Annotated in this window: 26 protein-coding genes; 19 read left to right on the top strand and 7 right to left on the bottom strand. The window is 50.8% G+C overall.

Translation table 11 applies throughout. From position 1 onward, the window contains the following. Positions 1-96 precede the first annotated feature (96 nt). The 12 genes from ccsA (ACYVJQ_RS02485) (at position 97) to recO (ending at position 11,630) form a co-directional block, all read left to right on the top strand. Positions 97-762, top strand: a complete 666-nt coding sequence (ccsA, locus tag ACYVJQ_RS02485; RefSeq protein ID WP_460891494.1) for a cytochrome c biogenesis protein CcsA — start codon at positions 97-99, stop codon at positions 760-762. Continuing rightward, the gene (locus ACYVJQ_RS02490; RefSeq protein ID WP_460891495.1) at positions 749-1,027 is read left to right on the top strand and encodes a CcmD family protein; all 279 of its coding nucleotides are present in this window, start codon (positions 749-751) and stop codon (positions 1,025-1,027) included. Before ccsA (ACYVJQ_RS02485) ends, ACYVJQ_RS02490 begins: the two co-directional genes overlap by 14 nt. Before the next feature lie 138 nt (positions 1,028-1,165). Beyond that, a complete protein-coding gene (locus ACYVJQ_RS02495) occupies positions 1,166-1,591 on the top strand; it encodes a cytochrome c maturation protein CcmE domain-containing protein (RefSeq protein WP_460891496.1) in 426 nt (141 codons plus the stop codon). Between the two features lie 158 nt (positions 1,592-1,749). Further along, complete coding sequence (gene ccsA, locus ACYVJQ_RS02500; RefSeq protein ID WP_460891497.1) at positions 1,750-4,350, top strand: cytochrome c biogenesis protein CcsA; 2,601 nt, start codon at positions 1,750-1,752, stop codon at positions 4,348-4,350. Between the two features lie 643 nt (positions 4,351-4,993). Next, positions 4,994-5,773, top strand: coding sequence for a Rossmann-like and DUF2520 domain-containing protein (locus tag ACYVJQ_RS02505; RefSeq protein WP_460891498.1), 780 nt, complete (start codon positions 4,994-4,996; stop codon positions 5,771-5,773). A 115-nt stretch (positions 5,774-5,888) separates the two neighbouring features. After that, complete coding sequence (locus ACYVJQ_RS02510) at positions 5,889-6,218, top strand: 2Fe-2S iron-sulfur cluster-binding protein (RefSeq protein ID WP_082161508.1); 330 nt, start codon at positions 5,889-5,891, stop codon at positions 6,216-6,218. A gap of 118 nt (positions 6,219-6,336) precedes the next feature. Beyond that, positions 6,337-6,576 (top strand): Fe-S cluster assembly protein IscX, encoded by a 240-nt coding sequence (gene iscX / locus ACYVJQ_RS02515; protein ID WP_460891499.1) that lies wholly within the window; start codon positions 6,337-6,339, stop codon positions 6,574-6,576. A gap of 84 nt (positions 6,577-6,660) precedes the next feature. Next, positions 6,661-7,155, top strand: a complete 495-nt coding sequence (locus ACYVJQ_RS02520) for a KdsC family phosphatase (RefSeq protein WP_460891500.1) — start codon at positions 6,661-6,663, stop codon at positions 7,153-7,155. Positions 7,156-7,268: 113 nt separating this feature from the next. Beyond that, a complete protein-coding gene (locus ACYVJQ_RS02525; RefSeq protein ID WP_048919204.1) occupies positions 7,269-7,463 on the top strand; it encodes a cold-shock protein in 195 nt (64 codons plus the stop codon). 112 nt (positions 7,464-7,575) lie between these two features. After that, the gene (locus ACYVJQ_RS02530) at positions 7,576-8,421 is read left to right on the top strand and encodes a geranylgeranylglycerol-phosphate geranylgeranyltransferase (RefSeq protein ID WP_460891501.1); all 846 of its coding nucleotides are present in this window, start codon (positions 7,576-7,578) and stop codon (positions 8,419-8,421) included. A 100-nt stretch (positions 8,422-8,521) separates the two neighbouring features. Beyond that, entirely contained in the window at positions 8,522-10,840 is a 2,319-nt protein-coding gene (gene porZ / locus ACYVJQ_RS02535) for a type IX secretion system anionic LPS delivery protein PorZ (RefSeq protein WP_460891502.1), read from the top strand. 82 nt (positions 10,841-10,922) lie between these two features. Next, positions 10,923-11,630: a DNA repair protein RecO gene (recO, locus tag ACYVJQ_RS02540; RefSeq protein WP_460891503.1), complete on the top strand. Its 708-nt coding sequence runs from the start codon at positions 10,923-10,925 to the stop codon at positions 11,628-11,630. 643 nt (positions 11,631-12,273) lie between these two features. Here recO and ACYVJQ_RS02545 read toward each other — a convergent pair. Genes ACYVJQ_RS02545 through ACYVJQ_RS02555 form a run of 3 tightly spaced genes read right to left on the bottom strand, consistent with a single transcriptional unit; the run spans position 12,274 to position 14,851 of the window. After that, positions 12,274-12,786 carry an FKBP-type peptidyl-prolyl cis-trans isomerase gene (locus tag ACYVJQ_RS02545; RefSeq protein WP_460891504.1) on the bottom strand — a complete coding sequence of 171 codons (513 nt, stop codon included), beginning with the start codon at positions 12,784-12,786 and terminating at the stop codon, positions 12,274-12,276. Between the two features lie 18 nt (positions 12,787-12,804). Continuing rightward, positions 12,805-13,806 (bottom strand): FKBP-type peptidyl-prolyl cis-trans isomerase, encoded by a 1,002-nt coding sequence (locus tag ACYVJQ_RS02550; RefSeq protein ID WP_460891505.1) that lies wholly within the window; start codon positions 13,804-13,806, stop codon positions 12,805-12,807. Between the two features lie 34 nt (positions 13,807-13,840). Continuing rightward, positions 13,841-14,851: a DHH family phosphoesterase gene (locus tag ACYVJQ_RS02555; RefSeq protein WP_460891506.1), complete on the bottom strand. Its 1,011-nt coding sequence runs from the start codon at positions 14,849-14,851 to the stop codon at positions 13,841-13,843. Between the two features lie 192 nt (positions 14,852-15,043). Between ACYVJQ_RS02555 and ACYVJQ_RS02560 the strand changes: the two genes are divergently transcribed. Continuing rightward, on the top strand, positions 15,044-15,463 hold the full coding sequence (locus ACYVJQ_RS02560; protein WP_066508436.1) for a nucleoside-diphosphate kinase: 420 nt from the start codon (positions 15,044-15,046) through the stop codon (positions 15,461-15,463). Positions 15,464-15,599: 136 nt separating this feature from the next. Here the strand turns inward: ACYVJQ_RS02560 and ACYVJQ_RS02565 are convergent, their stop codons facing one another. Next, positions 15,600-16,076, bottom strand: coding sequence for a DUF4199 family protein (locus tag ACYVJQ_RS02565; RefSeq protein WP_460891507.1), 477 nt, complete (start codon positions 16,074-16,076; stop codon positions 15,600-15,602). Positions 16,077-16,400: 324 nt separating this feature from the next. On the opposite strand from ACYVJQ_RS02565, the gene ACYVJQ_RS02570 reads away from it, so the two are divergent. Both ACYVJQ_RS02570 and ACYVJQ_RS02575 read left to right on the top strand, forming a co-directional pair. Next, on the top strand, positions 16,401-17,555 hold the full coding sequence (locus ACYVJQ_RS02570) for a TonB family protein (protein ID WP_460891508.1): 1,155 nt from the start codon (positions 16,401-16,403) through the stop codon (positions 17,553-17,555). Positions 17,556-17,584: 29 nt separating this feature from the next. Further along, positions 17,585-18,562 carry a DUF1684 domain-containing protein gene (locus tag ACYVJQ_RS02575; protein WP_460891509.1) on the top strand — a complete coding sequence of 326 codons (978 nt, stop codon included), beginning with the start codon at positions 17,585-17,587 and terminating at the stop codon, positions 18,560-18,562. 210 nt (positions 18,563-18,772) lie between these two features. Here ACYVJQ_RS02575 and pelA read toward each other — a convergent pair whose 3' ends face one another. The 3 genes from pelA to ACYVJQ_RS02590 all read right to left on the bottom strand — a co-directional run bounded on the left by pelA (position 18,773) and on the right by ACYVJQ_RS02590 (position 21,850). After that, positions 18,773-19,888: a pectate lyase gene (gene pelA / locus ACYVJQ_RS02580; RefSeq protein ID WP_460891510.1), complete on the bottom strand. Its 1,116-nt coding sequence runs from the start codon at positions 19,886-19,888 to the stop codon at positions 18,773-18,775. Positions 19,889-19,980: 92 nt separating this feature from the next. After that, positions 19,981-21,090 (bottom strand): lysylphosphatidylglycerol synthase transmembrane domain-containing protein, encoded by a 1,110-nt coding sequence (locus tag ACYVJQ_RS02585; protein ID WP_460891511.1) that lies wholly within the window; start codon positions 21,088-21,090, stop codon positions 19,981-19,983. Beyond that, positions 21,074-21,850 carry a segregation and condensation protein A gene (locus tag ACYVJQ_RS02590; RefSeq protein WP_460891512.1) on the bottom strand — a complete coding sequence of 259 codons (777 nt, stop codon included), beginning with the start codon at positions 21,848-21,850 and terminating at the stop codon, positions 21,074-21,076. Before ACYVJQ_RS02590 ends, ACYVJQ_RS02585 begins: the two co-directional genes overlap by 17 nt. Before the next feature lie 279 nt (positions 21,851-22,129). On the opposite strand from ACYVJQ_RS02590, the gene dxs reads away from it, so the two are divergent. From dxs to ACYVJQ_RS02610, 4 genes are all read left to right on the top strand, one after another. Beyond that, positions 22,130-24,046 carry a 1-deoxy-D-xylulose-5-phosphate synthase gene (gene dxs, locus ACYVJQ_RS02595; RefSeq protein ID WP_460891513.1) on the top strand — a complete coding sequence of 639 codons (1,917 nt, stop codon included), beginning with the start codon at positions 22,130-22,132 and terminating at the stop codon, positions 24,044-24,046. Between the two features lie 526 nt (positions 24,047-24,572). After that, entirely contained in the window at positions 24,573-24,857 is a 285-nt protein-coding gene (locus ACYVJQ_RS02600; protein WP_460891514.1) for a hypothetical protein, read from the top strand. 77 nt (positions 24,858-24,934) lie between these two features. Further along, positions 24,935-25,750, top strand: a complete 816-nt coding sequence (locus tag ACYVJQ_RS02605; RefSeq protein WP_460891515.1) for an alpha/beta fold hydrolase — start codon at positions 24,935-24,937, stop codon at positions 25,748-25,750. Between the two features lie 20 nt (positions 25,751-25,770). Next, positions 25,771-26,307, top strand: a complete 537-nt coding sequence (locus ACYVJQ_RS02610) for a hypothetical protein (RefSeq protein WP_460891516.1) — start codon at positions 25,771-25,773, stop codon at positions 26,305-26,307. Positions 26,308-26,483: the final 176 nt, after the last annotated feature.

Raw genomic sequence — 26,483 nt, forward strand, 5'->3', positions numbered from 1 at the left:
GTCCTCCTGAAAGGACCTTGTGGCGAACAGTAAAACGCTTAGAATTACAGAGTGTAATAGTCTTTAATCAGACTTCAGAATAAAGGAAGAAAAGATATGAAGCTTGCCTGGTGGAAATGGTTAACAATAGTGCTGCTGCTGTACACAGTGGCCATGGGCATGCTAAGCGACGTACCGCGCCTGGCAATCCTAAATGAGACCATCCGGAACCTGTATTTCCACGTGCCCATGTGGTTTGGCATGATCCTGATCTTGCTCATCTCAGTGGTGTACTCCATCAAATACCTGCGTAACCCGCTTTCCAAAAACGACATAGTGGCCTATGAGGCCGCCAAGGTGGGCATTCTGTTTGGCGTGCTGGGCATTGTGACCGGTATGGAATGGGCGCGTTTCACGTGGGGCGAATTCTGGAGCAATGACCCCAAGCAAAACGCCTCGGCCATTGGCCTGTTGATCTACTTCGCTTATCTTATCCTGCGCGGTTCTTTCCAGGACCACCAGCAACGGGCCCGCATTAGTGCGGTCTACAATATCTTCGCGTTTGCGGCGCTTATCCCGCTTCTGTTTATTCTGCCGCGCCTCACAGACTCCCTGCACCCAGGCAACGGCGGAAACCCCGGTTTCAACTCCTATGATTTGGACAGCCGCCTGCGCGCCGTTTTTTATCCGGCCGTGATTGGCTGGGCTCTGTTAGGCGTTTGGATGGTGCACCTACGCACCCGTTTAGAAGTTTTAAAGCAAAGATTCTATGAAAATGCATAAATGGCTTTTAGTGCTGCTGCTTACCTGGGCGGCTGGTTTTTCTGCTCCGGCCATGGCCCAGAAGGCTCCGGAGGAAATAAACACGGTAGAATTCTCTTCCCAAACGCCTGCCGCCAGTGAACCTGAAATGGCAGACGTAATGCGCCGCGACGGCAAGATCTACATTGTGGTGGCGGTGTTGCTGACCGTGCTATTGGGCTTGTTGCTTTACATGATCAGTCTGGACAAGAAAATAGGCAAGCTAGAGCGCGAGCTGAAGCAATAATTCTGGTTTAGGGCTGTTGTAAGAAAAACAGGCATAAAACGGAGCGGCCCGGTCCGCAGAAAAAGCGCGGCCCCCGGATTTAATTTTTAAATATTGTTGTTAGGTGGGCAGTGACATGCCTCTAATTTTTAGATAGCTATGAAAAGAATACACATCATCGGGATTTTAGTCATTGCGGTGGCCATTGCCATCATTATGTCTACGGCCTCAGACGCCAGCGTGTACGTGCCCTTCTCAGAGGCCCAGGCCCGCGCCAAAGAAGGCGATGATACCAAAGTGCACGTGGTGGGACGGCTTAAGAAAGATGCCCAGGGGCATATTGTAGGCATGAAATATGACCCGGTGCTGGATCCTAACTACTTCTCTTTTGTGCTGGTAGATACCAACCGCGTAGAGCAGCAGGTAGTGTATTATAGCCCCAAGCCCCAGGACTTTGACCGCTCTGAGCAAGTGGTGATTACGGGCAACATGCAGGGCGACGCTTTCGTGGCAGACAAAATCCTGCTCAAGTGCCCTTCCAAATACACAGAGAATGAGGTGAAGGTAGAAACCGCCAGCCTTTAAATATAGTCCTGAGTTCTGAGTGTCTTGGGTTCTGAGTTATAACTTCAGCCCTGCCTCTTTGCTCAGTATAGGTTTTGTTTATTTAATCAGAGTGGCCAGTTTCAAGTAAGAGTATTTCAGACTCAAGACTCAGAACTCAAGACTCAAGACTCTTAATAATGGTTAATACTTTAGTTGGTGATGTGGGTCACTACAGTGTCATTATAGCCTTCGTGGCGGCGCTGGTCTCTTCGTTCTCCTTTTCTTTTGCGGCTAACGCCAATTCCCTTACCTCTGAGCAAGACGCCTGGAAGAAACTGGCCCGCGGAGCCTTCTTTGTGCACGTAGTGGCGGTGTTCAGCATCATCTTCTCTCTTTTCAATATCATCTACGCGCACCGGTACGAGTACCACTACGCCTGGAGCCACTCCTCAAACCATTTGCCGGTTCATTACATGATCTCCTGCTTCTGGGAAGGCCAGGAGGGCTCGTTCCTGCTCTGGATCTTCTGGCATGCCTTGCTGGGTCTGGTGTTGATCAAGTTTGCCGGTAAGAAGTGGGAGAGCCCTGTAATGGCGGTTTTCTCATTTGTACAGCTGTTTTTAACGTCAATGATTCTGGGCGTGGTGATTGGCGATCTGAAAATCGGGTCTTCGCCATTCATTCTCATGCGCGACTTCATGGTAGACGCGCCGGTGTTCCAGATGGATCCTAACTACGTGCCTAAAGACGGTACCGGCCTTAACCCACTGCTGCAGAACTACTGGATGGTAATTCACCCGCCGGTGCTGTTCCTGGGCTTCGCCGCTACCTTGGTGCCATTTGCGTTTGCCATTGCCGGTCTCTGGAAAAAAGACTTCTCTGCCTGGACTAAACCAGCCTTGCCTTGGGGCCTTTTCGCGGCAGTGGTTTTAGGTGTGGGTATTATGATGGGCGCCTATTGGGCCTATGAGACCCTTAACTTTGGTGGTTACTGGAACTGGGACCCGGTAGAAAACGCCGTGTACATTCCGTGGCTGGTATTGGTGGGAGCTATCCATACGTTGCTGGCCTACCGCAAAAGCAAAACTGCGCTACGGGCCACCTTTATTTTATTTATCTCTTCGTTCCTGCTGGTGTTGTACGCCACCTTCCTGACCAGAAGCGGTATTTTGGGGAACGCCTCGGTGCACTCCTTTACTGACTTAGGTTTGTCTGGGCAGTTGTTTACCTATCTGGCCGCCTTTATGGTATTGGCCATTGGCTTGCTGGTATACCGCTGGAAAAACATTCCGGCCACTGATAAAGAAATTGCCACCTACTCTGGGGAGTTCTGGGTGTTTGTGGGTGCCGCCGTGTTGTGTCTGGGCGCATTCCAGGTTCTGGTGACTACTTCCATTCCGGTATATAACTCCTTTATGGGCTTTATTGGCGTGAAAACCAACGTAGCCCTTCCCGCCGACCAGATTGCTCACTATACCAAGTTCCAGATGTGGATGGGCGTAGCCATTGCCATGCTTTCGGGCACCGGGCAGTTGCTGTGGTGGCGCAAACAAAACAGTACCGCTAAGCTTTCTGAGGTCTTCACGGTGCCCCTTATCTTCACGGCGCTCTTCACCGCTCTAATCTTAATGGTTGGTCAGTTGGGCCTGATTGAGAAAATCAAAACCCCGTCCTACATTGTGCTGTTGATCACGTCTCTGTATGCGGTCTTCAGTAACCTGGCCATTTTATTTGGCGTGCTCCGCAAAAACGTTTCTATTGCCGGTGGTGCCGTGGCCCACATTGGGGTAGCTATGATGCTGCTGGGTATTCTTTTCTCTTCGGGATACTCTAATATTATCTCCAAAAACATGTCTGGGCTAGTATATGCCAAGGAGTTTGGGGATGAGATCAACCGTGATAACGTACTTCTGTGGCGCAATGCCGGCACAGACATGGGACCTTACAAGGTAACCTATAAAGGCCAGTACCTGGAAGTGAAAGACCTTCCGGACTACGTAAACAAGCAACAGCTTTTCCGTTTGGCAGATGAGTTCAGGGCCATTGCCCGCGGGCCATTGAAAGACGGTGACAAGGTGCTGTACACAGCCGGTGACACCGTAGACATCTACCCAGAAAACACTTATTACGAGGTAGAATTCAAAAACCGTGAGACCGGTAAAGCCTTCACCTTGTACCCCCGCGCCCAGGTAAACCCTCAAATGGGTCTTTTGGCCTCGCCGGACATTAAGATGTTTGCCACCAAAGATTTATACACCCACGTTTCCACTATTCCAGACCCTAACGAAGAAAAGGACTGGGGAGAGATGAAGCAGTTCCAGGTGAAGATTGGTGATACCATCTTCGTGAACGATTATGTAGCCGTGCTCCATGGCATTGAACCTGCCAAAGACACCCTCATGCTAAACCTGAACAAGGGTGACATTGCGGTACAGGCAGACATGCAGGTACTAGGTGAAAACCGCACGTACCACGCGCACCCTATTTATGCCATCCGTAACAGAAGCGAAGTAGGGCAGGTGCCGGAAGAGATTGAGGACTTAGGCCTGCGTCTGTTCCTACTCAACATCAACCCTGAGCAGGGAGTCATCACCATTGGCATCAACTCCACCCAGAAGGACTACATCATCCTGAAGGCCATGGAAAAACCTTTCATTAACATCCTCTGGATTGGTACCCTGATTATGAGCTTAGGCTTCGTGATGGCCATTATGCGCCACTACAAAGACGGCAAAAGCGGCAATAAAAAAGGACCAGCCGGAAAAGTTACCGTAAAGCGCGAGAAGCAGCTAGCATAGGACTAGCTTGAAGAATACAGAAAAGTCCTGAGGAAGTCTCTTTCTCAGGACTTTTTGTTTTGGGGCTGTTTTTGGGAAAACGGGCTTAAAACGGAAAACTGCAAACTTTGGAATAGGCTCGCGCCAGTTATTTGTCTCAGGTTAGCTCTCCTTGGTAAACACCCCTCTTAATCTCCCCTCAAGGGGAGAGCCTGCGTTGAATGTGCGGTATTGGGTATCGTGGGGCAGAATAGCGTTTCGGGCCTGCTTTAAGGAAAATGTGCCCAAAACGCCTTCAATCACTACCCCAACCATTTCTCCACGTGTTCCCTCAGTCCCAGTCTTTACTTCGAGCGCCTCGCTTGTGGCCCTGCTGGGGCTTTGCTAAGGGAAGAAGGCAACTCGGCCGCAAGGGCAGTGCGAGGGGGAAAGACGGGGCCCCGCGGCCGTGAGCGCTCGGAGGGAAACCATGCAACAATACAGCATAAGGACATAGGCAACAGCAGACACCACGCCAGCAGCAGGCGGGAATGCATGCACAAATTTTGTAGCTAGGGGTAAGCAGTCTTATTCGTTGGTCCCTATGAACACTAACAACGGAGGATGCATCAGCATCAGCAGAAAAACCTATTAACTTAGCCCTCCTATTAAAACCACTCAACAAATGACAGTAGGCATCATTGGCGCCGGAAACGTAGCTACACATTTGGTGAAAGGCTTTTTAACGGCTGGGGCAGAGGTGCCGGTAGTCTATAGCCGCACGTTGGCCTCTGCCCAGAAACTAGCTAACCTAAGCCCTTCTACACAAGCAACCGCATCCCTTAATTTCCAGGAGCTTCCTCGCGCGGATGTATATCTGATAGCGGTGCCAGATCAGGTGTTGCCAGAATTGGTGTCGCAGCTGAAGTTTCCGGAAGAGGCAGTGGTGGCGCATACCTCGGGCACGCAGCCGTTGGAAACTTTGCAGGCCTTGTCAGAAGTGAGCACGGGCGTCTTCTACCCTGTTCAGACTTTTAGTAAAGAGAAAGAAGTAGACTGGCTCCGTATTCCTGTTTGCGTGGAAGGGTCCTCGCCGGAGGCGGAAGAAAAGCTGCAACAGCTAGCGAAACTCCTAAGCGACCAAGTAGTGGTGATGGCGGGCCCGGCCCGGCGGCAATTGCATCTTGCGGCGGTATTTGCTTGTAATTTCACCAACCATTTGTGGGGCATCGCCCAGGAAGTACTGCAGCAGGCGCAACTACCAGCCAGTTTGTTGGAGCCATTGGTAGAGGAAACGTTAGAGAAAGCCTTTCTTTTTCCGCCGTTTCAGGTGCAGACCGGCCCAGCGCAGCGGGGAGATGCCACTACTATTGAGGCCCACCTGAAGCTGCTGGAAAGCCAGCCTCAATACCAGGAACTCTACAAAATGCTAACCGCCAGCATTCAGGCCGTGGCCAAAAAATAGGGGGTGCTTTGGGAATGGGCGTTTGACGGTTGGGTAGAAGGTTTCCTCTTGTATAGCTGCAGCTTTGATTAGGGCGGCTGTATGCCTACCTTTGCACCCATAAAAGTAGCTGAGCATGAAAGTCGTTAACATTACATATAAATTCATGGATGGCAAGCCAGATGAAACGCATCTGGGTGCCGAAGGGGAGTCTGTGCTGGACGTAGCCTTGAACAATGCCATTCAACTGCAGCACAATTGCGGTGGGGTTTGCGGGTGCAGTACCTGCCACGTGTACGTGGAAAGCGGTATGGATGACCTGCCCGAGATCACCGACAAAGAGGAGGATTACATTGACCGGGCCGTAAACCCGCGCATCAACTCCCGCCTGGCCTGCCAGTGCGTGGTACAAGGCGGTCAGGATTTGGTGATCACCATCCCCAAACAAGATTTCTTAGGACATTAATAGTAGTTGTTAGTGGTTTGTTACTAGCTGTTAGGGTAAGCCGTACGGCGAAGTACCATCTACCAACCAGCAACCTTCTACTAACAACTAATAACTAAACACTAGCAACTACACAGATATGAGTAATCTATATGAACCACCCATCAAGTGGGCTGATCACGAAGACATTGCCATGGCGCTCTATGAAAAATTTGGCGACGAGTTTGGCGAAAGCAAGATCTACCGCATTAGGTTCACAGACCTGCTAGAGTGGATTTTATCCCTTCCCAATTTTGAAGGCACCCGCGAGCAAGCCACCGAAGGCCACCTGGAGCAGATTCAGGCCGCTTGGGTGTATGAGTGGCGCGATAACCAATAAAACATCTTAGAGCCGTTTTGAGCCTGTTTTCAGAAAAACGGGCTCAAAACGGCTTTTCGGGTTCTTACCCTTGATCTCATTCCCATGCAAGCTCTTCCAGATTTCAAGAACATTACCACCTTCATCTTTGATGTAGATGGCGTCCTGACGGACGGCACGCTGCTGGCTTTCTCTACCGGAGAGCAGGCGCGGGCCTTCAATATTAAGGACGGTTACGCCATTAAGCATGCCCTCAAGCAGGGATACCGGGTGGCCATCATCTCGGGCCGGAATGAGCCGGGCGTGCGCAAGCGCCTGGAGTCTCTGGATGTGAAAGACATTTACCTGGGCGTGGAGAACAAACTGGATACTTTTCAGAACTACGCTTATTACTATGGTATTGACCCAGACACTGTGGTGTTCATGGGTGATGACATGCCAGACCTGGAGGTGATGCAGCACTGCGGCATCTCGGCGTGCCCGGCAGATGCGGCCATTGACATCTGTGACATCAGCCAGTACGTGGCCTCCGCTGAGGGCGGCAAGGGTGCGGTGCGCGAACTCATAGAGATGGTGCTAAAATTACAGAAACGCTGGTAGGAGAAAATAAAGCTTGGTTTTCATCGTTTTAAAATAATTGTAAATAAAGTTTGCTTTTTGTATAATAATCCTATATTTACAGAATCATTCATTATTTCAATTTTTAATTTTTTATGAAAACAGGAACTGTTAAATTCTTCAACGAATCCAAAGGCTACGGCTTTATCACCGAAGAAGCCACCAATGAGGATTTCTTTGTACACATCACAGGCCTCAATGGTGTCCAGATCCAGCAGCACGACAAAGTAGAGTTCGACACTAAAGAAGGTAAAAAAGGCATCAACGCGGTTAACGTAAAGAAAATCTAACACTTCTACGCGATCATACTCATTTTGCAAAGTCTTTAAAAAAGCCCCGTTCCTGGGGCTTTTTTCATGGGCGGGATTTTAAGCGTACCTTGGGTACTCGTTTGGTATAGCTGTGAAGAAGTTCCTTTCCCTTGTTCGGTTTCCTAACCTGGTCATCATGGTGCTGGCCCAGGTGCTGGTTCGCAAGTTTCTGGTTTTCCCAGAGCGCACGCTGTGGGAGTCCCTATCATGGCCGTTTGCGGTGCTGCTGCTGGCCACTGTCTGCATTGCCGCCGCGGGCTATATAATCAATGACTACTATGACGTAAAGATTGACCGCATCAACAAGCCTGAACGCATTGTGGTGGGCAAGAGCCTGACCCGGCGCAAGGCCATGATGGTGCATCTTTATCTGTCTTCATTAGGTGTGGTGCTGGGGGCATTGCTGGGGGTGAACATTGGCTTAGTGCTGTTGGGCGTGGCGCTGCTGTTGTGGGGGTATTCTGCGCAGTTCAAGAAAAGACCGTTCATTGGTAACTTTACCATCGCGCTGCTGGCGGCGGCCATGGTGCTGGTGGTGCCGTTGCAAGCGGGCCAACCCTCTAAGGCCGCCTGGGCTTACGCGGTGTTTGCCTTTCTCATCTCCCTGATCAGGGAAATCATCAAAGACATGGAAGACGTGCAAGGCGATGCCTCTTTCAGGTGCCGTACGTTGCCCATTGTGTTGGGGCTGCCTAAAACCAAATGGGTGCTTTACTTTCTGGCCATGCTTTTTCTGCTGTTTACGGCCACGGTTATGTTCTACCGCCAGCAGGGGCCGCTGTTTGTCATGTATCTCTTCATTGGCGTGATGCTACCCACGGTGGTGCTCCTGCGCCAGCTTTTCTACGCCGACCGTAAGCGGGAATTCGCGCATTTGAGTTGGCTCTGCAAGGCCATCATGGTCACGGGCATTTGCTCAATGCTGGTGTTGCATTAAAGAGCTGGCAACCGTGTGGCGCTTATGAAAAGTAAAAGCGTTTTAAGGGTGTTTTAACGAAAACAGGTCCAAAACAGCCTGTTTCTGCGTAACTTTGAGTATGGTGCCTAAAGGGATAATCAAGTGGGGAGTACTGCTTTATAGCCTGTTTCTGGGTTACGCAGGCTATGGCCAGACAAGTGGCCTGCCGCTGGGCGGATGGCAAATCCATGTGCCTAATCACCGCGCCAAAGCCTTGGCTGAAACCCCTGCCTCTGTGTACGTTGCCACCGAAGACGGATTCTTCAGGTACATCAAGACCGAGAACACACTGCAGACCCTTAGCCGGTCAGACGGGTTTAGTGACGTGAACCTGAGTACGCTCAGGTATGACTCTGTTACGTCAACGCTGGTGGTGGCTTATGAGAACACCAACCTTGACCTGCTGCGGGACGGCAAAGTGATTAATCTACCAGACCTCTTCCGGAAACCCATCTCGGGCGTTAAAACCATTTACCATCTGTTTACCCATAACAAGAATGCGTACGTGGCTACGTCTTTTGGGCTGGTGGTGGTGGATCTGGTCAAAATTGAGATCAAAGACACGTATAGCAATCTCGGCCCGCAGGGCGAGTTGGTGCAGGTGTTTGCCTCCACGGTCTTGCATGACAGCCTTTACATCGCCTCCAGCGCGGGCGTGATGGCGGCCAGCCTTTCAAACCCCAATTTGTTAGATTTCAGGAGTTGGCGGAGGTTTGGTACGGCCCAAGGCTTGCCGGCCAATGCCACCAGCGAGGGAGTGAAAACAATCTCGGCTTTTCAAGGGAGTGTGTATGCGGGTGTAAATGGGGCGGGAATATTCCGGTTTAACGGCACTTCCTGGGTTAAAGCGCCTTTCTCTACCTCAGATCACCAGTTCCAATCTATGGAGACCAACGGGAAAAGGCTGGTGATAGCTAATCTAACTGAAGTGCTGGATGTCAATGCCAGCGGCCAGGCCTCCCTTAAAACAGATGGGTTATTACAGAACCTGCGCATGGCTATTCCGGCCCGCGATGGAAACGGTGTTTGGGCAGCCAGCTATGAAAAAGGCTTGGTGCGGGCGTCTTCTGCCGGGGTGCAATCGTTTGTGCCCAACGGGCCAGCCTCGGCAGATGCCTTTGCCGTGTACGCCGAACCGCAAGGCTTTACCGTACTGGGCGGTGGCTACACCCAATCCTATCTGCAGCGGGAGTCTGATGCGGGTTTCTACCAGTACCAGAATGGGCAATGGACCAGTTATAACCGTTTTAGCCGGGGCCCCTTTCCCGGCAATGCCAGAGACTTTGTCATGGCCATCCGGAACCCGGTAACCGGCAAGTTTTACCTGGCCAGTTACGGGGCTGGTTTGCTGGAGTGGAACGGCCCAGCGCAGATTACCTTGTTCAACAACGCCAATAGCCCACTGTTGAGCGCCATTGGCCCCGCAGACCGGGACTTTATCAGGATCACGGGCTTGGCTACTGATCTGGAGGGCAACCTGTGGGTGGTAAACCGGAACCAGATGGCTAATGCGCCGGGGATTTTCCAACTAAGGCCAGACGGTTCCTGGAAAGCCCACACGCTGCCCGGTTTTAGCTTGGGCAGCAGCTTAGATAAGATCTTGGTAGATGACCAGGGCTATAAATGGGTAACAGTCAGCACCAATGCCCCGTCGGCGGGATTAGTAGTGTATGATGACCTGACCGGCAAATACGTTTATCTGGGCGGGGCCGGACAGGGCGGCTTGCCCGGTAACCAGGTGTTTGACCTGGCCCTGGACCAGCAAGGCGAAATTTGGGCCGGAACCAACAACGGAGTGGCCGTTTTTACCAGTTCTTCAGACATATTCACGGCCTCTTATGCGGGCGCCTACCTGCCTGTGTTTGAACGACGGCCTTTGTTGCAGGGACAGGTAGTGAGAAGCATTGCCGTAGACGCCGGTAACCGCAAATGGATAGGCACCGATACCGGCCTGTGGCTATTCAATGAAACCGGCGAAGAACTTATCCATCACTTCAATACCAAGAACAGCCCTTTGCCCTCAGAGAAGATCAGGGATATTTCCATTAATTCCGCCACCGGCGAAGTGTTGATTGGCACCGAGGGCGGCATTGCCATTTACAGGGGCACTGCCACCCGCACAGAGACGGTAAACAAGAATTGCCTGCAGGTATTCCCGAACCCGGTACGGGCTGGTTTTACAGGCCTGATCAGTATTTCGGGGGTGCCCAACAATGGCTGGGTGAAGATCACCGACACCGCCGGGTTCCTGGTGAGTGAGGGCAAGGCCGCCGGCGGCATCTACGCCTGGAACGGGCAGGATTATAACGGCCGCAAGGCCAAGCCGGGTGTTTACCTGGTGATGGCGGCCTCTGCAGACGGCTCTGAAACCTGCCTGACCAAGATTGCCATTCAGTAAGCAAGCCTTCCCGCTGAAGTCCTAGAACGTATCCTGGGCGGGGGTGGCTTGCGTATGAGAAAAGCAGAAAGCAACTGAATCTATGCTGGTAAAAACCCGTGGGATTGTCCTGAACTTTATAAAATTCAGGGAGTCTTCCATTATTGTGCGCATTTACACCGAGGAGCTGGGGCTGCAGAGCTACATTGTGAACAGCGTCCGGAAGAAAGGGAGCGCCTCGCGTATTGCCCTGTTCCAGCCGTTTACCCTGCTAGACATGGTGGTGTACCCCGGCAAAGGCGGCCTCACGCGCATCTCAGAATACAAGTGCAGCCATCAGTTTTCCTCCATTCCCTATGATATAAGAAAGAGCAGCATTACTCTGTTTCTGTCTGAGATGGTGGCCCGCACCGTGAAAGAAGAGGAGGAGAACCGGCCCTTGTTTGAGTTCCTGGATCACGCCATTCAGGCGTTTGACCACCTAGAAATCGGTTTTGAGAATTTCCACTTGGCGTTTCTGGTGCATCTGGCCGGGTACCTGGGCTTTGGAATTTCCTCCGCGGAAGACGTGATCAGTCAGGTGGCGTTTGAGACCGGAGGTTCGGCGGTGCTGGGGAATAGCCTCATGCAGCTGCAGCGCCTGGAGCCCTACCTGCAGGAACTCCTGCAGAAATCTGAAAGCGCCAAACTTCCCAACGGCCGGGTGCGCCGTGAGCTGTTGCAACTGCTGGTGCGCTACTTTCAATTGCACGTAGACAACCTAGGCGAGATCAAGTCCCTACCAGTTCTCTCTGAGGTGCTGAGTGAGTGAGTGAGTGAGTGAGTGAGTGAGTGAGTGAGTGAGTGAGTGAGTGAGTGAGTGAGTGAGTGAGTTGCGTTTCAAGGCCGTTTTCAAGAAAACAGGCTCAAAACGCTTTTAAAATTTCTGGTTCAAGTTTTCAACTTGGACCTATCATGGGCAGAAGTTTGCAACTTCTGTGAGGCAAGGCCTCAAAAGGCGCATGGTCAAACTAAGCCCTCCCTTGGGCTGTTGAAAGGGAAATGGGCTTCCTTAGGAAGTCCTTTCCAGCTCTCCTTTAGATTTAAGGACGAGATTATCTATTCATAATTATTTATCCTCCTGAAAGGATTTCGGTAGAGAACGGTAATGGCTTTGAAGGCCCGCTATTGCCGTTCGCCCACAAGATCCTTCCAGGATGACAAAGATAGGGGGAGGGTCTTTCAGGAGGGACAGGAGTATGATTCTAGGACCAACAGGATTACGAAGAGAAGAGAAGAGAAATGGCCTGATAGCGGAGCATTCTGTTTTGGGCCTGTTTTTCTTAAAATAGGCCCAAAACAGAAATGGGTAAGTTTTACTTTATTTCATTGGCTTGAACTTTTACAAATAGCCGTAAAAAAGAAGAGGTCTCCTGTAGCAGGAGGCCTCTTCTTTTTAGATATGTTCAGGAGGACTATTTGATATCAATCAAATTGATGTCAAACATGATGGGAACGTTAGGTTGAATGTTACCAGAACCGGTTCTTCCATATGCCAGATGCGACGGGATCAGTAACAGAGCGGTTCCGCCTTTTTTCATCAAGGCAAGGCCTTCATCCCAGCCAAGAATCACTTCTCGTTTGCCAAGGGTAAATTGGAACGTCTTTCCCCGGTCATAAGAGGAGTCAAACTTGTAGCTTTCCAGAACGGTTTTGCCTACATAGTTTACTTCCACCGTTTGACCAGCCACGGGCTTCGCACCGGTTCCTTCCGTTCTTATGACATAGTACAGGCCAGAAGCGGTACGGGTGTAATCCGTGATTTTGTTAACCTCCAGGTATTTGAGGATGACATCATCTTCCCACTTGGCTTGGGCCACAGCATCAAAAGGATCTTCATACCCGTCTTTGCACGAGCCTAACATCACCAGGCAGCATACTGCCAGCATCCATTGCCACAACCCTGTTAATTTTACCAACTTTTGCATAGGATGATTCTCTTTGGGTTATTGACCTGGGCCTGCAGGACCCATTGGGCCGGCTGGAGCCGCTGGCGCATCTTTGATGTCAACCAATTCCACGTCAAAACGCAGGATAGAGTTAGCAGGTAACTCGGCACCGCGGGCCATAGAACCATAACCTAGTGGAGAAGGAATCAACAAGGTACCTTTGGCGCCTTTGTTGAATTGCTTAATGCCTTCTTCCCAGCCTTTGATCACCTGACCTTGGCCTAACGGGAATTCAATAGGGTTACCACCGTTAGATTTCTCAGAAGAGTCAAACTCTTTGCCGTTTAACAGGGTGCCTTTGTATTTCACGCTTACCACTTTGCCGTCTGTGGCGTTAGCACCGGTACCTGGCTGGGTGATTACGTAATACACGCCAGAAGGTGTTTTCTGCACTTGCAGGTTTTCTTTCTTGGCGTACTCCTGAATTTTCTTGTCATCCAGAGGACCTTGTTTGGCGGCGCGGGCTTCCATTTCTTTCTGCTGACGCTCCATCATCTTAGGATAATCGGCCATGGCCTCCTGCTCTGTCTGCAGGTTAATGGCTTTCACGAAGAACGTTAAGAAGCTGCCTTTCTCAATGAAGGGAGGAAGTGGGCTCTTGAAGGTTTTAGCGAACAGGGTATCAGCGTTGATCCGGAACACGGCGCTATCGCCTTTGTCCAGCATCAGGAACGCTTCTTCAATGCTGCCTTTGTTAGGCGACTCTACCATTTTGATCTGGATAGGCATGGCATTGTCTTTGGTGCTGAACAACAAAGAGTCTTTGCTGTTACGGTACTCCATCTCAAAGCTCATTACCTTGTCTAACTTGGCTTTGTGGGCGGCAGAGTCAACTTTGGCGTCTTTGATTTCATATTTGCCGTCTTTGTTCTGAGAGTACAGCTTGTACTCCAACCCAGATGGGGCTTTCACAAATTCATCTTTGCCCAGGTTTTTGCAGGAGAAAGAGAACACAGCTACTGCTACAGCGGGCAGCAGGTAAAGGGATTTTTTAAACATTGGTCTTAGGTTAAATAATGCGTTTGTAAAGGGTTTAGTTTACTAGTTGTTCTGCGTAGAGCGGTAATAGACTCACAAAATGGTTCACGGTTTCGTTCAGGGGCACGTAAGAAATGCCCCCGGCGGCGTTTTTATGGCCCCCTCCGCTAAAGTGGGCCCGGGCAAACTCATTCACCGAGATATCACCTACAGACCGGAAAGAGATCTTAACGGCCTCTGGGCGGTCAATGAACAGGGCCGCAAACCGTACCCCCTCAATGGAAAGGGCAAAGTTCACCAGGCCTTCAGTATCGCCGGTTTGGGAGTTGTATTGCTTGAGTTCTTCTGAAGTAACGGCAATAAAGGCGGTATTGTACTCACGCACCACGGTAAGTTTGTCTTTGAGCACGTAGCCCAGAAACCGCAGGCGGGTCTCTGAGTAGCTGTCATAGATGTTGCGGTGCACTTTGCAGATGTCAATGCCCGTCTGCAGGAGGTCGGCTATGATCATGTGCACGTTGCGGGTGGTGCTGGCGTGCCGGAAAGAGCCCGTGTCGGTTACAATGCCGGCGTACAGGCATTCGCCTATGTTCACGTCAATGAGGGCCTCGTCACCCAGGTTCCTGATCACTTCAAAGACCAGTTCGGCGGTAGCCGCGGCAGTGGTCTCAGAGAACATGATGTCTGCAAAGTGGTCTGGCTGCAGGTGGTGGTCTATCAAAACCTTCACGCCTTTGGCCGCCTCTATGTACTTGCCCAGCTCATTGATTCTGCCCAGGTGGTTAAAGTCCAGGCAGAAAATCACCTCGGCATCCTGAATGATCTGTTGGGCCAGGGCGTCTGTAGACGGACTATAGATTAACACCCGGTCATTGCCGCTCATCCAATTGAGGAAAGAAGGGTAATCTGAAGGGGTAATCACCTGGACCTGGTGCCCTTTTTTAAGAAGGTAGCCAGCCAGACCTAAAGAAGACCCCAGGGCATCTGCATCGGGTTTGTGATGCGTGGTGATCATGATCTTCTTAGGAGTCTGCAAGAGCTCCTTTAGCGCGTTGATTTGCTGCATTGTACACTCAAGATCCGCCTGAAAAAAAGCGGATACAAGACGCAAAATTCTAAAGAATTACGCTACAAACCAAATTAATTAAGGCCTCCTGAAAAGAGCCTGAGGTAATTTTAGTGGTTTACATGGGTTTTGCCCTAAACTATGCTAATTTTGCGGGCTCAATTCCTATTTAACCTGAAAACTAAAAAGACAATGGCTGGAAACGTAACGTTCACCATGATTAAACCAGATGCCGTGCAGGATAACCACATTGGCGGTATCACCAAAATGATGGAAGAAGCTGGCTTTAGAGTAGTAGCCATGAAAAAGACGCGCCTGACCGAGGAGCGTGCCGGTAAGTTCTACGAGGTGCACAAAGAGCGCCCTTTCTACGGTGACCTGGTGAAATACATGAGCTCTGGCCCCATTGTAGCCATGATCCTGGAGAAAGACAACGCCGTTCTGGACTTCCGTACGCTTATTGGCGCCACTAACCCAGCCCAGGCCGAGAATGGCACCATCAGAAAGCAATATGCCAAGTCTGTAGAGGCCAACGCCGTGCACGGTTCAGACTCAGATGAGAACGCCCAGATTGAAGGCGATTTCTTCTTCTCTGCTGACGAGCGTTTCTAAGCCGTTTTTGAGAAAACATACCTAAAACGCCTGGTCGCTTGAGACCAGGCGTTTTTTTTTGCCCGCTGTTTTGGGCCTGTTTTTAGGAAAACAGGCCCAAAATAGCGGGCAGGTACGCAAAGAGTATAGAAAGTGGTTAATACCTGGCGTTTTCCTGTGGTCCCCCAGACCGGTCAAAGGCCATCATAAGAATATAACCGGTCATGGCGCCCACCGCAGTGCCCAAAATCACCACAGAGCCCAGCACCATCAACAGAGGCAAACGGATGCCAAAGTAAACCTGGTTGTGAAGAACCCCTGCGTAGTCTGGGCTAAGGAAGATGGCATGGATAAGAATAAAGGCGGCATAGAGCGCAGAGCCTAACAGACCCACCAGGAAACCAATGCCAAGCCCAGGTAAGTAGGGAGTTTCCTTGTGCCGGGCCTCATAGCTTCGCTTAAGGGTGCCAATGGCCAGTATCACCGCAATCAGAATGAAAATATTGCTGCCAAAACGAATGATCTCACTGTCTTGTAAGCCCAGAAGGTTGATTACCAGAAAGTAGACAATCATAGCTACTGCAGAAAGGACGCCATACCGGACACCTATGCTTTGGACGGAAGTGGTTGCCATAAATTCCATTGTTGGTTTAAAGATGTAACAAAGCATCTGAAATAAGGTTTTCCTCCGGAGGAAGGAAAAGCTGACAGTACTTCATACGAAAAGATTTCAAATTTAGCTGTAGGCCCTGCTGCCAACGCCTTCCAAATTTGCAGTCCCAAGAGCTACTTTCGTGATGAGAACATACGCCCAAACCCTGCAGAATAAGACGGATGCTCACGTGGCAAAGAAGGAAGGTCACCGTAAAAAAGACGGTTTCTGGCGGATTCTGCTTTTGGCTTGTTTTCAGGAAAACAGGCCCTAAACGGGTAGATAATTTTTTTATCTTTGACAGCTATGCCCCACCTCCCAATCATGCGTCTTTTGGTGGCCTGCTTTTTCCTGTTGCCAATGGCAGGGGCAACGGTGCAGGCCCAGCAGGTTCCTGCGCCTCATGTGGTGCCGGTGACCATATTCTATGACTTGCAGCATGTCATTACCACTAAACCCAAGGCAGCTTATATACGGGTGGCGTCCTTAGACACCGTGGCTATGGTGTTTAAGGGCATTGCTACAGATTATTATGGCAACGGCCAGCCTTACCGGCAGGTGAACTATGAGGCCACCGGAAAAGAAGGGTCCTTCCAACTGTTCCATCCAGGCAAGAAACTAGAGGTACAAGGAGTTTTCTTAGCCAACCAACCCGTTGGCCAATGGAAGTTTTTTTACCCAGACAGTAAACCCATGCAAACTATAGAGTTTCTGCCTAACCAAGATTACAAGGTACTGGAGTACTATAATTTTCTTGGGCAGCAGTTAGTGAAAGAGGGCACCGGGCAGTGGGAAACCACCAGTAGAATAAAGGCCGGTAATATCTTTATGAACCTGCATTTAGAAGGACATTGGAAAAACGGTGTAAAGACCGGCCAGTGGGTGTTTTTGAAGACAGATGGCAAAAGGGTATACGCCGAAGACTTTGAGAATGGGGTGTTTAAACGGGGTATGCTGTATGGACCCGGAGGCAAAACCGTGATCCAGACCAATACCGATCAGGAAACTGAGAAGTGGCCCTTTCTTATGGCCTTAGCCGAGTTAGAGAAGCTGAATTATGACCTTACTGCTTTTGGCAGTAAGGAGCGTGCCCTAAACTACATTCTGAAAAAGCAGCACCTGCTGCCTGAAGACCCCTTTCCCGTGAAAAAGTCCCCGGTTCCAGACTTTCGGCCTGAGTTTCCGGGCGGGCAAGCGGCCTTGTTCAGGTTCCTGTCTTCCAATTTTAAAATACCCAAAGCAGATATGGCCAATGGGGTAGACGGCTCCGTGGTGGCCTCCTTTGTAGTAGGAGCAGACGGAAAAGTAACAGAGGCCATTATTGTAAGGTCATTAACCCCCTCAGTAGATGCAGAGGTTATCAGGGTTATAAAGATGATGCCCAAGTGGAAGCCAGCCATGCTAAAAGGGCAGCCGGTACCCTTCACCTATACTTTCCCTTACCGCATTACCCGTAAATAATATCCTTTGCTGCTATCCTGCATTTCATTATGGCTCTATACCGGTTTCCCCTTTTCCTTCTGTTCCTGCTTCCTATCTTGGGTGTAGCCCAGCAACCAGGTGCATCTGCCTACCAGCAAGAGATAGCCCGCCACCGGGCCCAGGAAGACAGCGTATTCCAATATTCTGAGAAATCGCCCCTCACCCCTGAGGCAAAGGCAACGTTTAAGGGGTTAGCCTATTTTCCGGTGCAGGAAGCCTATAAAGTAAAAGCCCGGTTTGTGCGGACGGCGCAGGAAGGCGTGTTCAAAATGCCCACCACCGGTACGCGCACCCCAGAATACGTTAAGTACGGCGAATTGCATTTTCTGCTACAGGGCCAGCCTCTGCGCCTGAACGTGTACCAGAACCAGGAACTCATGAAGCAGGTGCAGTACGCCAACTATCTGTTCATTCCGTTCACAGACGCCACCACCGGTTATGAGACCTACGCCACCGGCCGCTACCTTGACTTTTCTATTCCTATGATGGGCCAGGACAGCGTTTGGGTAGATTTCAACAAGGCCTATAACCCTTCCTGCGCGTATTCAGATGGCTATTCCTGTCCTATTCCGCCTAAGGAGAACAAACTGCCGGTAAGAGTAGAGGCTGGCGTGAAAACGTATGAGAAGAAGGATGATAAGCAACAAGAAGCTTATTCAGAGAGCCTGCCTGAGTATCCTGGGGGACAACAGGCCATGTCCAAGTTTATAAGTAAGAATCTCAAAGTACCTGGTTCGGTTGAAAAAGCAGGAATTGAAGGGAAAGAGGTTATTTCGTTTGTGGTAGGTAGAGATGGAACTATCAGTGATGTGGAAAGTATAAGTTCTTTGCATCCAGATCTTTTTGCTGAAACAGTCCGGGTTATGTATATAATGCCAAGATGGAAGCCGGGTCAACAAAATGGTAGAGAAGTAAGCGTCCGTTATTCTATGCCTATTTATGTTTTCTATAAAAAACGAGGCAAGCCTAAAAAAGACACGAAGTGAAGAAAAGTACTCTGTTGCTAAGTGGCAAGTCTCTTCTGTAAAGAGTTTCCTGAGTTGAAAGAGTAAATGACACAGCGGCTGTTAACATCACTCTGCTGCTCTGTTGCCTCCGCTGTTCGGGATTGGTAAATCCGGAACAGCTAAAAGAGATGGGAGCTAGGTAAATCCAATGAGTAAGCTTCGCTATTGATGGCTTCCAGGCGGAATTGATTATTTTCTCACACCCCACTTTGCCTTCCAGGCCGGGTATTGTTTCTCCACCAGTTCTGCCGGAAATTCAGCATACCAGTTATACCCAGACCGGCGTTCCTGCTCTATCTCTGCCAGGTTCTCATGCACAAGGCCATCACGACCTACAAACATGGGTTTGTTAGTACCAATCTCGTAGAATCGGGCCAGCAGGGCAGGTGCCGATGGATCTTTCACGACTACCAGGTCATAGCCTTTCTTGTAAGCAGGGTTAGGGATTCGGTCTAGCCGAAGGCCGGTGATCTTAGCCGTCTGCAGCCAGGAGATGGCACCGGCTACGGCCCGCTTTACGACTGGACTAGGATTGTCCAGAGACATAAGGTATTCTACAATGCCCACGCTTTCCATTCCACTGATAGAAACCAGTTCATAGGCCCGGGCTTTCTGCGGCGCAAAGGTCCTGTGGTCATGCTGGGCACACCAGGCGGTTAGTTGGCCGTTTACGGTTATCTGGCTTTTTAGAATTGCCTCCAGGCCTTTTTCAATGGCGGTGGCAGCTTGGGTTCTGTGGGTTGGGTCAACAAACGCATACAATTCATTGCCCTGGGCTATGGCTCGCAGCAATTCCATCACTCCAATCATGGCCCCGTCATTAAACGTGATGTATTCATAATACCCCTTCTTGAGCGGGTAAAACTGGGGCCAGCCGCCGTTCTCGTACTGGGCTTTTAGCAGATAATCTAGGCCGCGCAGAAAGCTTTCCTTATATTTTTCCTGACCGGTTGCCTTGTATACCTTGGCCAGGTACTGCATCTGGGTGAAGGTGGCTTTGTTGTCTATGGTAGAAATAGCCTTCTTTTGTGCCGGTGAGGCAAGGTCCTTTTTCTGCTCTGGGGTGAGTAGAATGGCCATGTCGGTATTTTTGTCCCAGCCGCCGTTGTCATGTTGGTAGAGCAACAGGTTATCAGCTATCCTGATAGCCTCAGGCGTGGCGTACCAGGCTGTTTTCTGGTTTTGGGCCTTGTTCCAGGTAATGGGTGTTGTAGAACTGCTTTGGATTGCCGTCAAAGCAGGTTGTGCCTGGCCGGTGCAGCCCGTAACAAGCAGGCCAAGGAACAGAAAAATGAAGTTCTTCATAGGGAAGGCAACAGTTGGTACTCTAAAATAGAAAAGGATTCTGCATGTCAGGCACCAACTATAGCGGTTCTCCAAGTTTCCTAAAAGCGGGGCTACTCCTGTTTTAGGCCTGTTTTCTCAGAAACGGGCTCTAAACGCAAATCGTTCTCCTCTTCGTCCTCGGGGTGAGCGCCAAACACGCGCAGTACCCAGCGAGGTAAAAAGAACGAGCCCAAAATCAGGTACAGGTAATAGGTTACCACGCGGTACATAAGCACAATTACGGTAGTGAACCGGCCCAGGAACTGCCCGAAGAAGGTAGGGAAGGCTACCTCGGCAATGCCAGCCCCGCCTGGCGTCACCGCCACCAGCAGCACAATCTTGTAGATCATGTTGCGGGAGAAAATGAGCACGTGGTCATGGAAACTGATATCTGTGAAGGCGGCAATCAAACAGTTGATTACAAAATAGCGGGCGGTCCAGACAAAGGCGGTGCTGAGGGCGGCGTTGGCCCAGTAGCCAAAGGTGCTGCCTTTCAACTGCTGTGAGGCCCATACCAGTTCATTACCGTTCTTGTAGGCCCCGGCCCTGAACCGACGGGTAAGTTTGAAAGAAGTGGCCCGCAGGAAAAGGCGCTTTACGGCGGTAGGATTGATCAAAAGGCCGTAGGCCATGATAAAGGCGTACAGGGAAATCAAGGCGTAGCTTACCACAAAGGCAATCTCCAGGCTCTGCGTCACCGAGAATTCCATGGCACTCACCTCAGGGAAGATATCACCCCGGGTAATCAAAAACACCAGCGGAACGGCTATAATAAAATACAGGTTGTCCAGCATGGCCGTCACCATCACGTAGGCCAGGGACTTACCCAAGCTGATTCCTTCCTTGTTCAGAATGAACGCGGCCACGGTGGAGCCACCCACCACGCTGGGCATCACGCAGGAGGCAAACTCCCAGAGCATGATCACATCCAGGCTTTTGCGCCAGCTTAGGAATTTCTCCGTGACGTAGCGGATGCGGTAGATGTAGCCGAAGTCCCGCACCACCAGCACCAGAAAGGTCATCACCAGCCAGAAGGGCTTGGCATTGTAGAGGGGCGTGAGGTCCATCTCGGCGCTGTCTCTATAGAACATGTACCCAATCACGCCCAGGCCAATCACCACCGGAATGAGAATGCGCTGGGGGGTGAAATAGGAGAGCAGTTTCTTACGATTCAGATCCATGGTCAGTAGCGGTCAGGTGCTGGGTGTCAGAATACGGCACGATGCGGAAGTTGTTGAACCCATCGGCTATCTCCAGGCCAATCTCATTGAGCTGGAGCAAGTCTAAAATGGCCAGGAAGTTAAAGATCAAGCCAATCTTGTCAGGGAACGCGTCTATCAGATCTGCGAACTCCACGGTGCCCTGGGCGCTCACGCGGTGCTTGATGTAGTTGCGCTGCTGGTCAATGGTGTAAGGGTACGTGTAAACCGTGTGTTTGGGTCGGTTCTGCTCGTCCTCGTATCGTTGCATAGCCTTATGGAAGGACTGCATGAGGTGGTAGAGGTTGAGGTCTTTGAGCTCGTACTCCAATTGGTGCAGGGCCGCAATCTTGCTTAGCTCAGTGTCTGTGTTGCCGCGCTGTTCCTGTTGCAGGCGCACGTCTTCCAGCAAACTCAGGTCGCCCAGCACCTCTTTGTAGCGCTTGTATTCCAGCAGGTGCTGTACCAATTCCTGGCGCGGGTCAATCTCGTTGCCCTCGGCGTCTTTCTCAAAACGCGGCAGCAGCATCTTGGCCTTAATGCGCATGAGTGTGGCGGCGGTAAGGATAAACTCGCTGGCCACCTCCATGTTCATGGTTTCCAGTTGCCGTATGTAGCCCACAAAGTCATTGGTGATCTGAAAGATGGGAATATCATGGATGTCCAGCTCGTCGCGCTCAATAAAGAAGAGCAACAGATCAAACGGGCCTTCAAACAGTGATAACTTAATCTCGAAACTCACGGGCAGCGGTACGGCAAAGGTGAAGATCCAAAATTACGCATAAGAAATGCCAACCGCCAACGTTTACACCCGAAGAACCTGTTTTTGAGCCGTTTTCTGAAAAACAGCCGTAAAACAGAAAGAGAACCGGTATAAATACCGTGCCTCCGGCCCCTAACCGGCAAACGATTTAGAATCAGAAAAAATCCGTAATTTTACCTTTTGTTTGGGTGCAATACGTATAGTTAAACTTTTAGCGGAATATCCTGTTGCATTCATATCCACCTCACACGCACCCCTATGATGATTGAACCCGGAGAACTGCTGGCCAAGATCAACTCGCCCGCCGATTTGCGCCAACTGCCTGAAGACCAGTTGCAGCAGGTGTGCCAGGAGTTGCGGCAATTCATCATTGACAACGTGTCTATCTACGGAGGGCACTTCGGGGCCAGCCTGGGCGTGGTGGAGATGACCGTGGCGCTGCATTACGTGTTCAATACCCCCTATGACCAACTGGTCTGGGACGTGGGGCACCAGGCCTACGGCCACAAGATCCTGACCGGCCGTCGCGACCAGTTCCACACCAACCGCAAGCTCAACGGCATCTCAGGTTTCCCAAAAAGAAAAGAAAGCGAGTATGACGCCTTTGGCGTAGGGCACTCCAGTACCTCCATCTCGGCGGCGCTGGGCATGGCCGTGGCCTCCCAGATCAAGAAAGAATTTGACCGCCACCACATTGCCGTGATCGGTGATGGCTCCATGACCGCGGGCATGGCCTTTGAGGCCCTGAACCACGGCGGCGCCACTGATGCTGACCTGCTGGTGGTCTTGAACGACAACTGCATGAGCATTGACCCCAACGTGGGCGCGCTCAAAGAATATTTAACCGACATTACCACCTCCCGCACCTACAACAAAGTGCGTGACGAGCTCTGGAATATCCTGGGCAAAATCAGCAAGTTCGGGCCCAACGCCCAGCAGATCGCCTCAAAGGTGGAAAGTGGCATTAAGGCCACACTTTTAAAGCAAAGCAACCTCTTTGAGAGCCTTAAGTTCCGGTATTTCGGCCCGATTGACGGCCATGACGTGAATCATCTGGCACTGGTCTTGAAGGACCTTAAAAAGATACCGGGCCCTAAAATCCTGCACTGCGTGACGGTGAAAGGCAAGGGCTTTGCGTTAGCTGAGAAAGAGCAGACCAAGTGGCACGCGCCCGGCCTGTTTGACAAACTTACCGGCGAGATCTATAAAGTACACCACACCACGCCGCAGCCCCCCAAATACCAGGATGTCTTCGGACACACCCTGCTGGAGATGGCAGAGGAGAACGAGAAAATCATGGGCGTGACCCCGGCCATGCCCAGCGGGTCTTCTATGAACATCATGATGGCCGCCATGCCAGACCGCGCCATTGACGTGGGCATTGCCGAGCAACATGCCGTGACCTTTTCGGCCGGTTTGGCCACACAGGGCCTGGTGCCGTTCTGTAACATCTATTCCAGTTTCATGCAGCGCGGCTATGACCAGGTGGTGCATGACGTCTGTCTGCAGAACCTGCACGTGGTCTTCACGCTGGACCGGGCCGGTTTCGCTGGCGCCGATGGCCAGACCCACCATGGTTCCTATGACATTGCCTACATGCGCTGCTTGCCCAATATGGTGGTTTCCAGCCCCATGAACGAGCAGGAACTTCGGAATCTCATGTTCACCGCCAGCCAGGACGGTATGGGGCCGTTCACCATCCGCTACCCGCGCGGTGAAGGCGTGATGCCCGAGTGGCGCACCCCACTGGAAGTGCTGGAAGTAGGCAAGGGCCGCACCATTCAGGAAGGCGAGGAAGTAGCTATTCTGACCTTCGGGCACATTGGCAACTACGCCGTAAACGTGTGCAAGAACCTGAAACTAGACGGCCTTAGACCCGGGCACTATGACATGCGCTTCGCCAAGCCCCTGGACGAGAAACTGCTGCACCACATCTTTAAAACCTATGACAAAGTAGTGACCGTAGAGGACGGCTGCCTGCAAGGCGGCTTCGGGAGCGCCATACTGGAGTTCATGGCCGACCACCACTACCACGCGCAGGTAAAACGCCTGGGTATCCCAGATACTATTGTGGAGCACGGCAGCCAGATGGAACTGCACCGCCTTTGCGGCTTTGACCCAGACGGCATAGAGCGCACCGTTCGTGAACTCATGGAAGTGCACGTACGGGTGTAAGCCTTTCCGTAAAAAATAAAAGTGAGCAGCCCTCACCGGTTCACAAGCCGGTGAGGGCTTTTCGTTTTAGGCCCGTTTTTCCAAAAACAGGCCCAAAACGCAATAGATGCCTCCTTTACCTTGACTCCTCCCGTGAGGCAGGATGGTTTCATCCTGAATTTTTCCTGGTTCAAGTTTCCAACTTGGACCTAAAATGATCTGAAGTTTTCAACTTCAAAGAGGCGAGAGCCTCAAATTACGCATAGCTGATCCTAGCTCTTTCGGAGTTCTACTCCGGAAGTATCTGGTTGGGGAGTTCTACTCCCCTTCTTCTGCAACACCTGCCAGTGGTTCCCGGCGGAGTGGAACTCCGCAGCAGCATATTTCGGGAGTAGAACTCCCGAAAAGCAACGTTTAAAGGGATTGCCACTATAATCACTAACTAATACTGTTGAAAGATTCACAGAACTAGCTTCCGCGCCATTGATGACATTGCCCCACTCTACCACAAATTGCCTACCTTCCAGCAAAAGAACGCTTTCCGCTCATGCCTACCCCTTCCTTACCCTTAAATGAGAAAATCAAGATATACGTTGGAAGCTTCCTGCTCACGCTGGCCATCTATACCGTGATTGACATGTATGTGCCTGTAAAAAGGCTGTGGGCCGGTGAGGTAATGTCTTTTCAGGAGTTGGTGGCGCACATTCAGTGGCATAAGAAAGCGCCTTTTATTGCCCTTATCACCTTTTTGATAGGCCGCAGCACTGTCAAGAAGAGAACCAAGGCGCTAGCCGAGGATCCAGGGAATGACTCTGGGGCTATGGTGCAGTAACAGTCAAAACAAAAAAAGAAAGCCCTGGCTGTTTTGGGGCAGTTTTACGTAAAACGGCTCATAATCGCGTTTTAACCATGACCAATACTTCCCTCTCCTATACCCAGGCCGGCGCTGGCCCCGCGCTGGTTTTCTTGCACGGCTTCTGTGAAAGTAAAGACCTCTGGACCGATTTTGTGAAACCCCTGGTGCATGAATTCCAGGTGGTGATCCTTGATCTGCCAGGTCACGGTGAAAGCCCCGTACCCCAGGATTTTTCCATGGAAAGCCAGGCTCGGCAAGTGCACGAAACCCTTAAAAAGCTTGACATTGACAGTTGCCTAGTGGTAGGCCATTCCATGGGCGGCTATGTGGCCATGGCCTTCGCGGAGGCCTTCCCCGAGATGCTCTACGGTCTGTGCCTGTTCCATTCCAGCGCCTTGGCAGACTCCCAGGAGAAAAAGGAGAACCGCAATAAGACCGTAGACTTCGTGCAGAAAAACGGGGTCAAAAAACTTATGGACACGCTTATTTCGCCGCTCTTTGCCGAGGATAACCGGAAAGACTGCCAGGAAGCCATCTCCAAAATGCAGGTCATCGGCAAAGCCACCCCCAAAGAGACGGTGGTAGGCTGCCTGCAGGCCATGCGTGACCGCCAGGATAGAACCGCCGTGCTAGAGAAAGCCGCCGTCCCGGTGCTGTTCATTGCCGGGAAAGAAGATCCGGCCGTGCCACTGGAGGCCACCCTTCAGCAATGCCATTTGCCCGAGGATAGCATGGTGCATTTCCTGGGGCACGTGGGTCATATGGGCATGTTTGAGAGAACCTCGCGCACCAGGGAGGCTTTGGTGAAGTTCGCAGAGAGATTGGCGCCAGCCAATGCGCAGAAGTATAGGAGCGCCAATTCTTTCTAATTAAAGTGGGCCTATATCAAATGAAGAAAACGGCAGCTATAAGCTTATTGCTTATTATTCCTTTCCTGAGTTTCTCCCAGCAACCTGGTAAATCTTTTCTGTATGATGAAAAAGGCAGGTTGCAGTTAGATACAACTCTACAGATTTCTAAAGATCAACTTCAATATTGGCAACTTGCTGAGGAACAGATCATAAACAGGATAGCTTATAATACTTCTTATTTGCCTGCTGCTCGTAAAGCAGGAGCTGGCGGCCAGCTTATCGTAGCATTTGATTGTGACGGAGAAGCCATCAAGAACATAAGGATAACTTCCGGGAAAATAGGGATGGGCATTGATGAAGAAGTTATAAGAGGTTTAGAGAAAACAAGCGGCTATATAATTTATGAATTCAAATATTTTCAGAAAGATTTACTTAAGTCTGCGAAAAGCTTTAACGGGACCTACTATATTCCCTTTGACTTCACTATTAGGAATTTCGATAAAGAACTAAAGCGTAAAAAAGCAGTGCCCTTTTTCCAGTTATCACAACCTGTTTTAAAGGATAGAACTGGTTAAAGACAACCGGTGCTCACATGAGGTAAACTCCAGCTTTGACCAACAGCCTTTGTTGCTGTTTATGCGGGGGATAATAAAGGTTCATCAACTGTAAACCCGTTTCGGGGCTGTTTTCTGAAAAACAGCCCCGAAACGGGTTTTCTTATGCCCGGCCGCAAGTTTTAGGCTAGCCGGTG

The organism is Rufibacter soli, from assembly GCF_054781795.1.

What these genes read in the sequence shown, in the direction of transcription:
- ccsA (WP_460891494.1), top strand. Translation starts at nt 97, where the DNA reads ATGAAGCTTGCCTGGTGGAAATGGTTAACAATAGTGCTGCTGCTGTAC.
- ACYVJQ_RS02490 (WP_460891495.1), top strand. Translation starts at nt 749, where the DNA reads ATGAAAATGCATAAATGGCTTTTAGTGCTGCTGCTTACCTGGGCGGCT.
- ACYVJQ_RS02495 (WP_460891496.1), top strand. Translation starts at nt 1,166, where the DNA reads ATGAAAAGAATACACATCATCGGGATTTTAGTCATTGCGGTGGCCATT.
- ccsA (WP_460891497.1), top strand. Translation starts at nt 1,750, where the DNA reads ATGGTTAATACTTTAGTTGGTGATGTGGGTCACTACAGTGTCATTATA.
- ACYVJQ_RS02505 (WP_460891498.1), top strand. Translation starts at nt 4,994, where the DNA reads ATGACAGTAGGCATCATTGGCGCCGGAAACGTAGCTACACATTTGGTG.
- ACYVJQ_RS02510 (WP_082161508.1), top strand. Translation starts at nt 5,889, where the DNA reads ATGAAAGTCGTTAACATTACATATAAATTCATGGATGGCAAGCCAGAT.
- iscX (WP_460891499.1), top strand. Translation starts at nt 6,337, where the DNA reads ATGAGTAATCTATATGAACCACCCATCAAGTGGGCTGATCACGAAGAC.
- ACYVJQ_RS02520 (WP_460891500.1), top strand. Translation starts at nt 6,661, where the DNA reads ATGCAAGCTCTTCCAGATTTCAAGAACATTACCACCTTCATCTTTGAT.
- ACYVJQ_RS02525 (WP_048919204.1), top strand. Translation starts at nt 7,269, where the DNA reads ATGAAAACAGGAACTGTTAAATTCTTCAACGAATCCAAAGGCTACGGC.
- porZ (WP_460891502.1), top strand. Translation starts at nt 8,522, where the DNA reads ATGGTGCCTAAAGGGATAATCAAGTGGGGAGTACTGCTTTATAGCCTG.
- recO (WP_460891503.1), top strand. Translation starts at nt 10,923, where the DNA reads ATGCTGGTAAAAACCCGTGGGATTGTCCTGAACTTTATAAAATTCAGG.
- ACYVJQ_RS02545 (WP_460891504.1), bottom strand. Translation starts at nt 12,786, where the DNA reads ATGCAAAAGTTGGTAAAATTAACAGGGTTGTGGCAATGGATGCTGGCA.
- ACYVJQ_RS02550 (WP_460891505.1), bottom strand. Translation starts at nt 13,806, where the DNA reads ATGTTTAAAAAATCCCTTTACCTGCTGCCCGCTGTAGCAGTAGCTGTG.
- ACYVJQ_RS02555 (WP_460891506.1), bottom strand. Translation starts at nt 14,851, where the DNA reads ATGCAGCAAATCAACGCGCTAAAGGAGCTCTTGCAGACTCCTAAGAAG.
- ACYVJQ_RS02560 (WP_066508436.1), top strand. Translation starts at nt 15,044, where the DNA reads ATGGCTGGAAACGTAACGTTCACCATGATTAAACCAGATGCCGTGCAG.
- ACYVJQ_RS02565 (WP_460891507.1), bottom strand. Translation starts at nt 16,076, where the DNA reads ATGGCAACCACTTCCGTCCAAAGCATAGGTGTCCGGTATGGCGTCCTT.
- ACYVJQ_RS02570 (WP_460891508.1), top strand. Translation starts at nt 16,401, where the DNA reads ATGCCCCACCTCCCAATCATGCGTCTTTTGGTGGCCTGCTTTTTCCTG.
- ACYVJQ_RS02575 (WP_460891509.1), top strand. Translation starts at nt 17,585, where the DNA reads ATGGCTCTATACCGGTTTCCCCTTTTCCTTCTGTTCCTGCTTCCTATC.
- pelA (WP_460891510.1), bottom strand. Translation starts at nt 19,888, where the DNA reads ATGAAGAACTTCATTTTTCTGTTCCTTGGCCTGCTTGTTACGGGCTGC.
- ACYVJQ_RS02585 (WP_460891511.1), bottom strand. Translation starts at nt 21,090, where the DNA reads ATGGATCTGAATCGTAAGAAACTGCTCTCCTATTTCACCCCCCAGCGC.
- dxs (WP_460891513.1), top strand. Translation starts at nt 22,130, where the DNA reads ATGATGATTGAACCCGGAGAACTGCTGGCCAAGATCAACTCGCCCGCC.
- ACYVJQ_RS02600 (WP_460891514.1), top strand. Translation starts at nt 24,573, where the DNA reads ATGCCTACCCCTTCCTTACCCTTAAATGAGAAAATCAAGATATACGTT.
- ACYVJQ_RS02605 (WP_460891515.1), top strand. Translation starts at nt 24,935, where the DNA reads ATGACCAATACTTCCCTCTCCTATACCCAGGCCGGCGCTGGCCCCGCG.
- ACYVJQ_RS02610 (WP_460891516.1), top strand. Translation starts at nt 25,771, where the DNA reads ATGAAGAAAACGGCAGCTATAAGCTTATTGCTTATTATTCCTTTCCTG.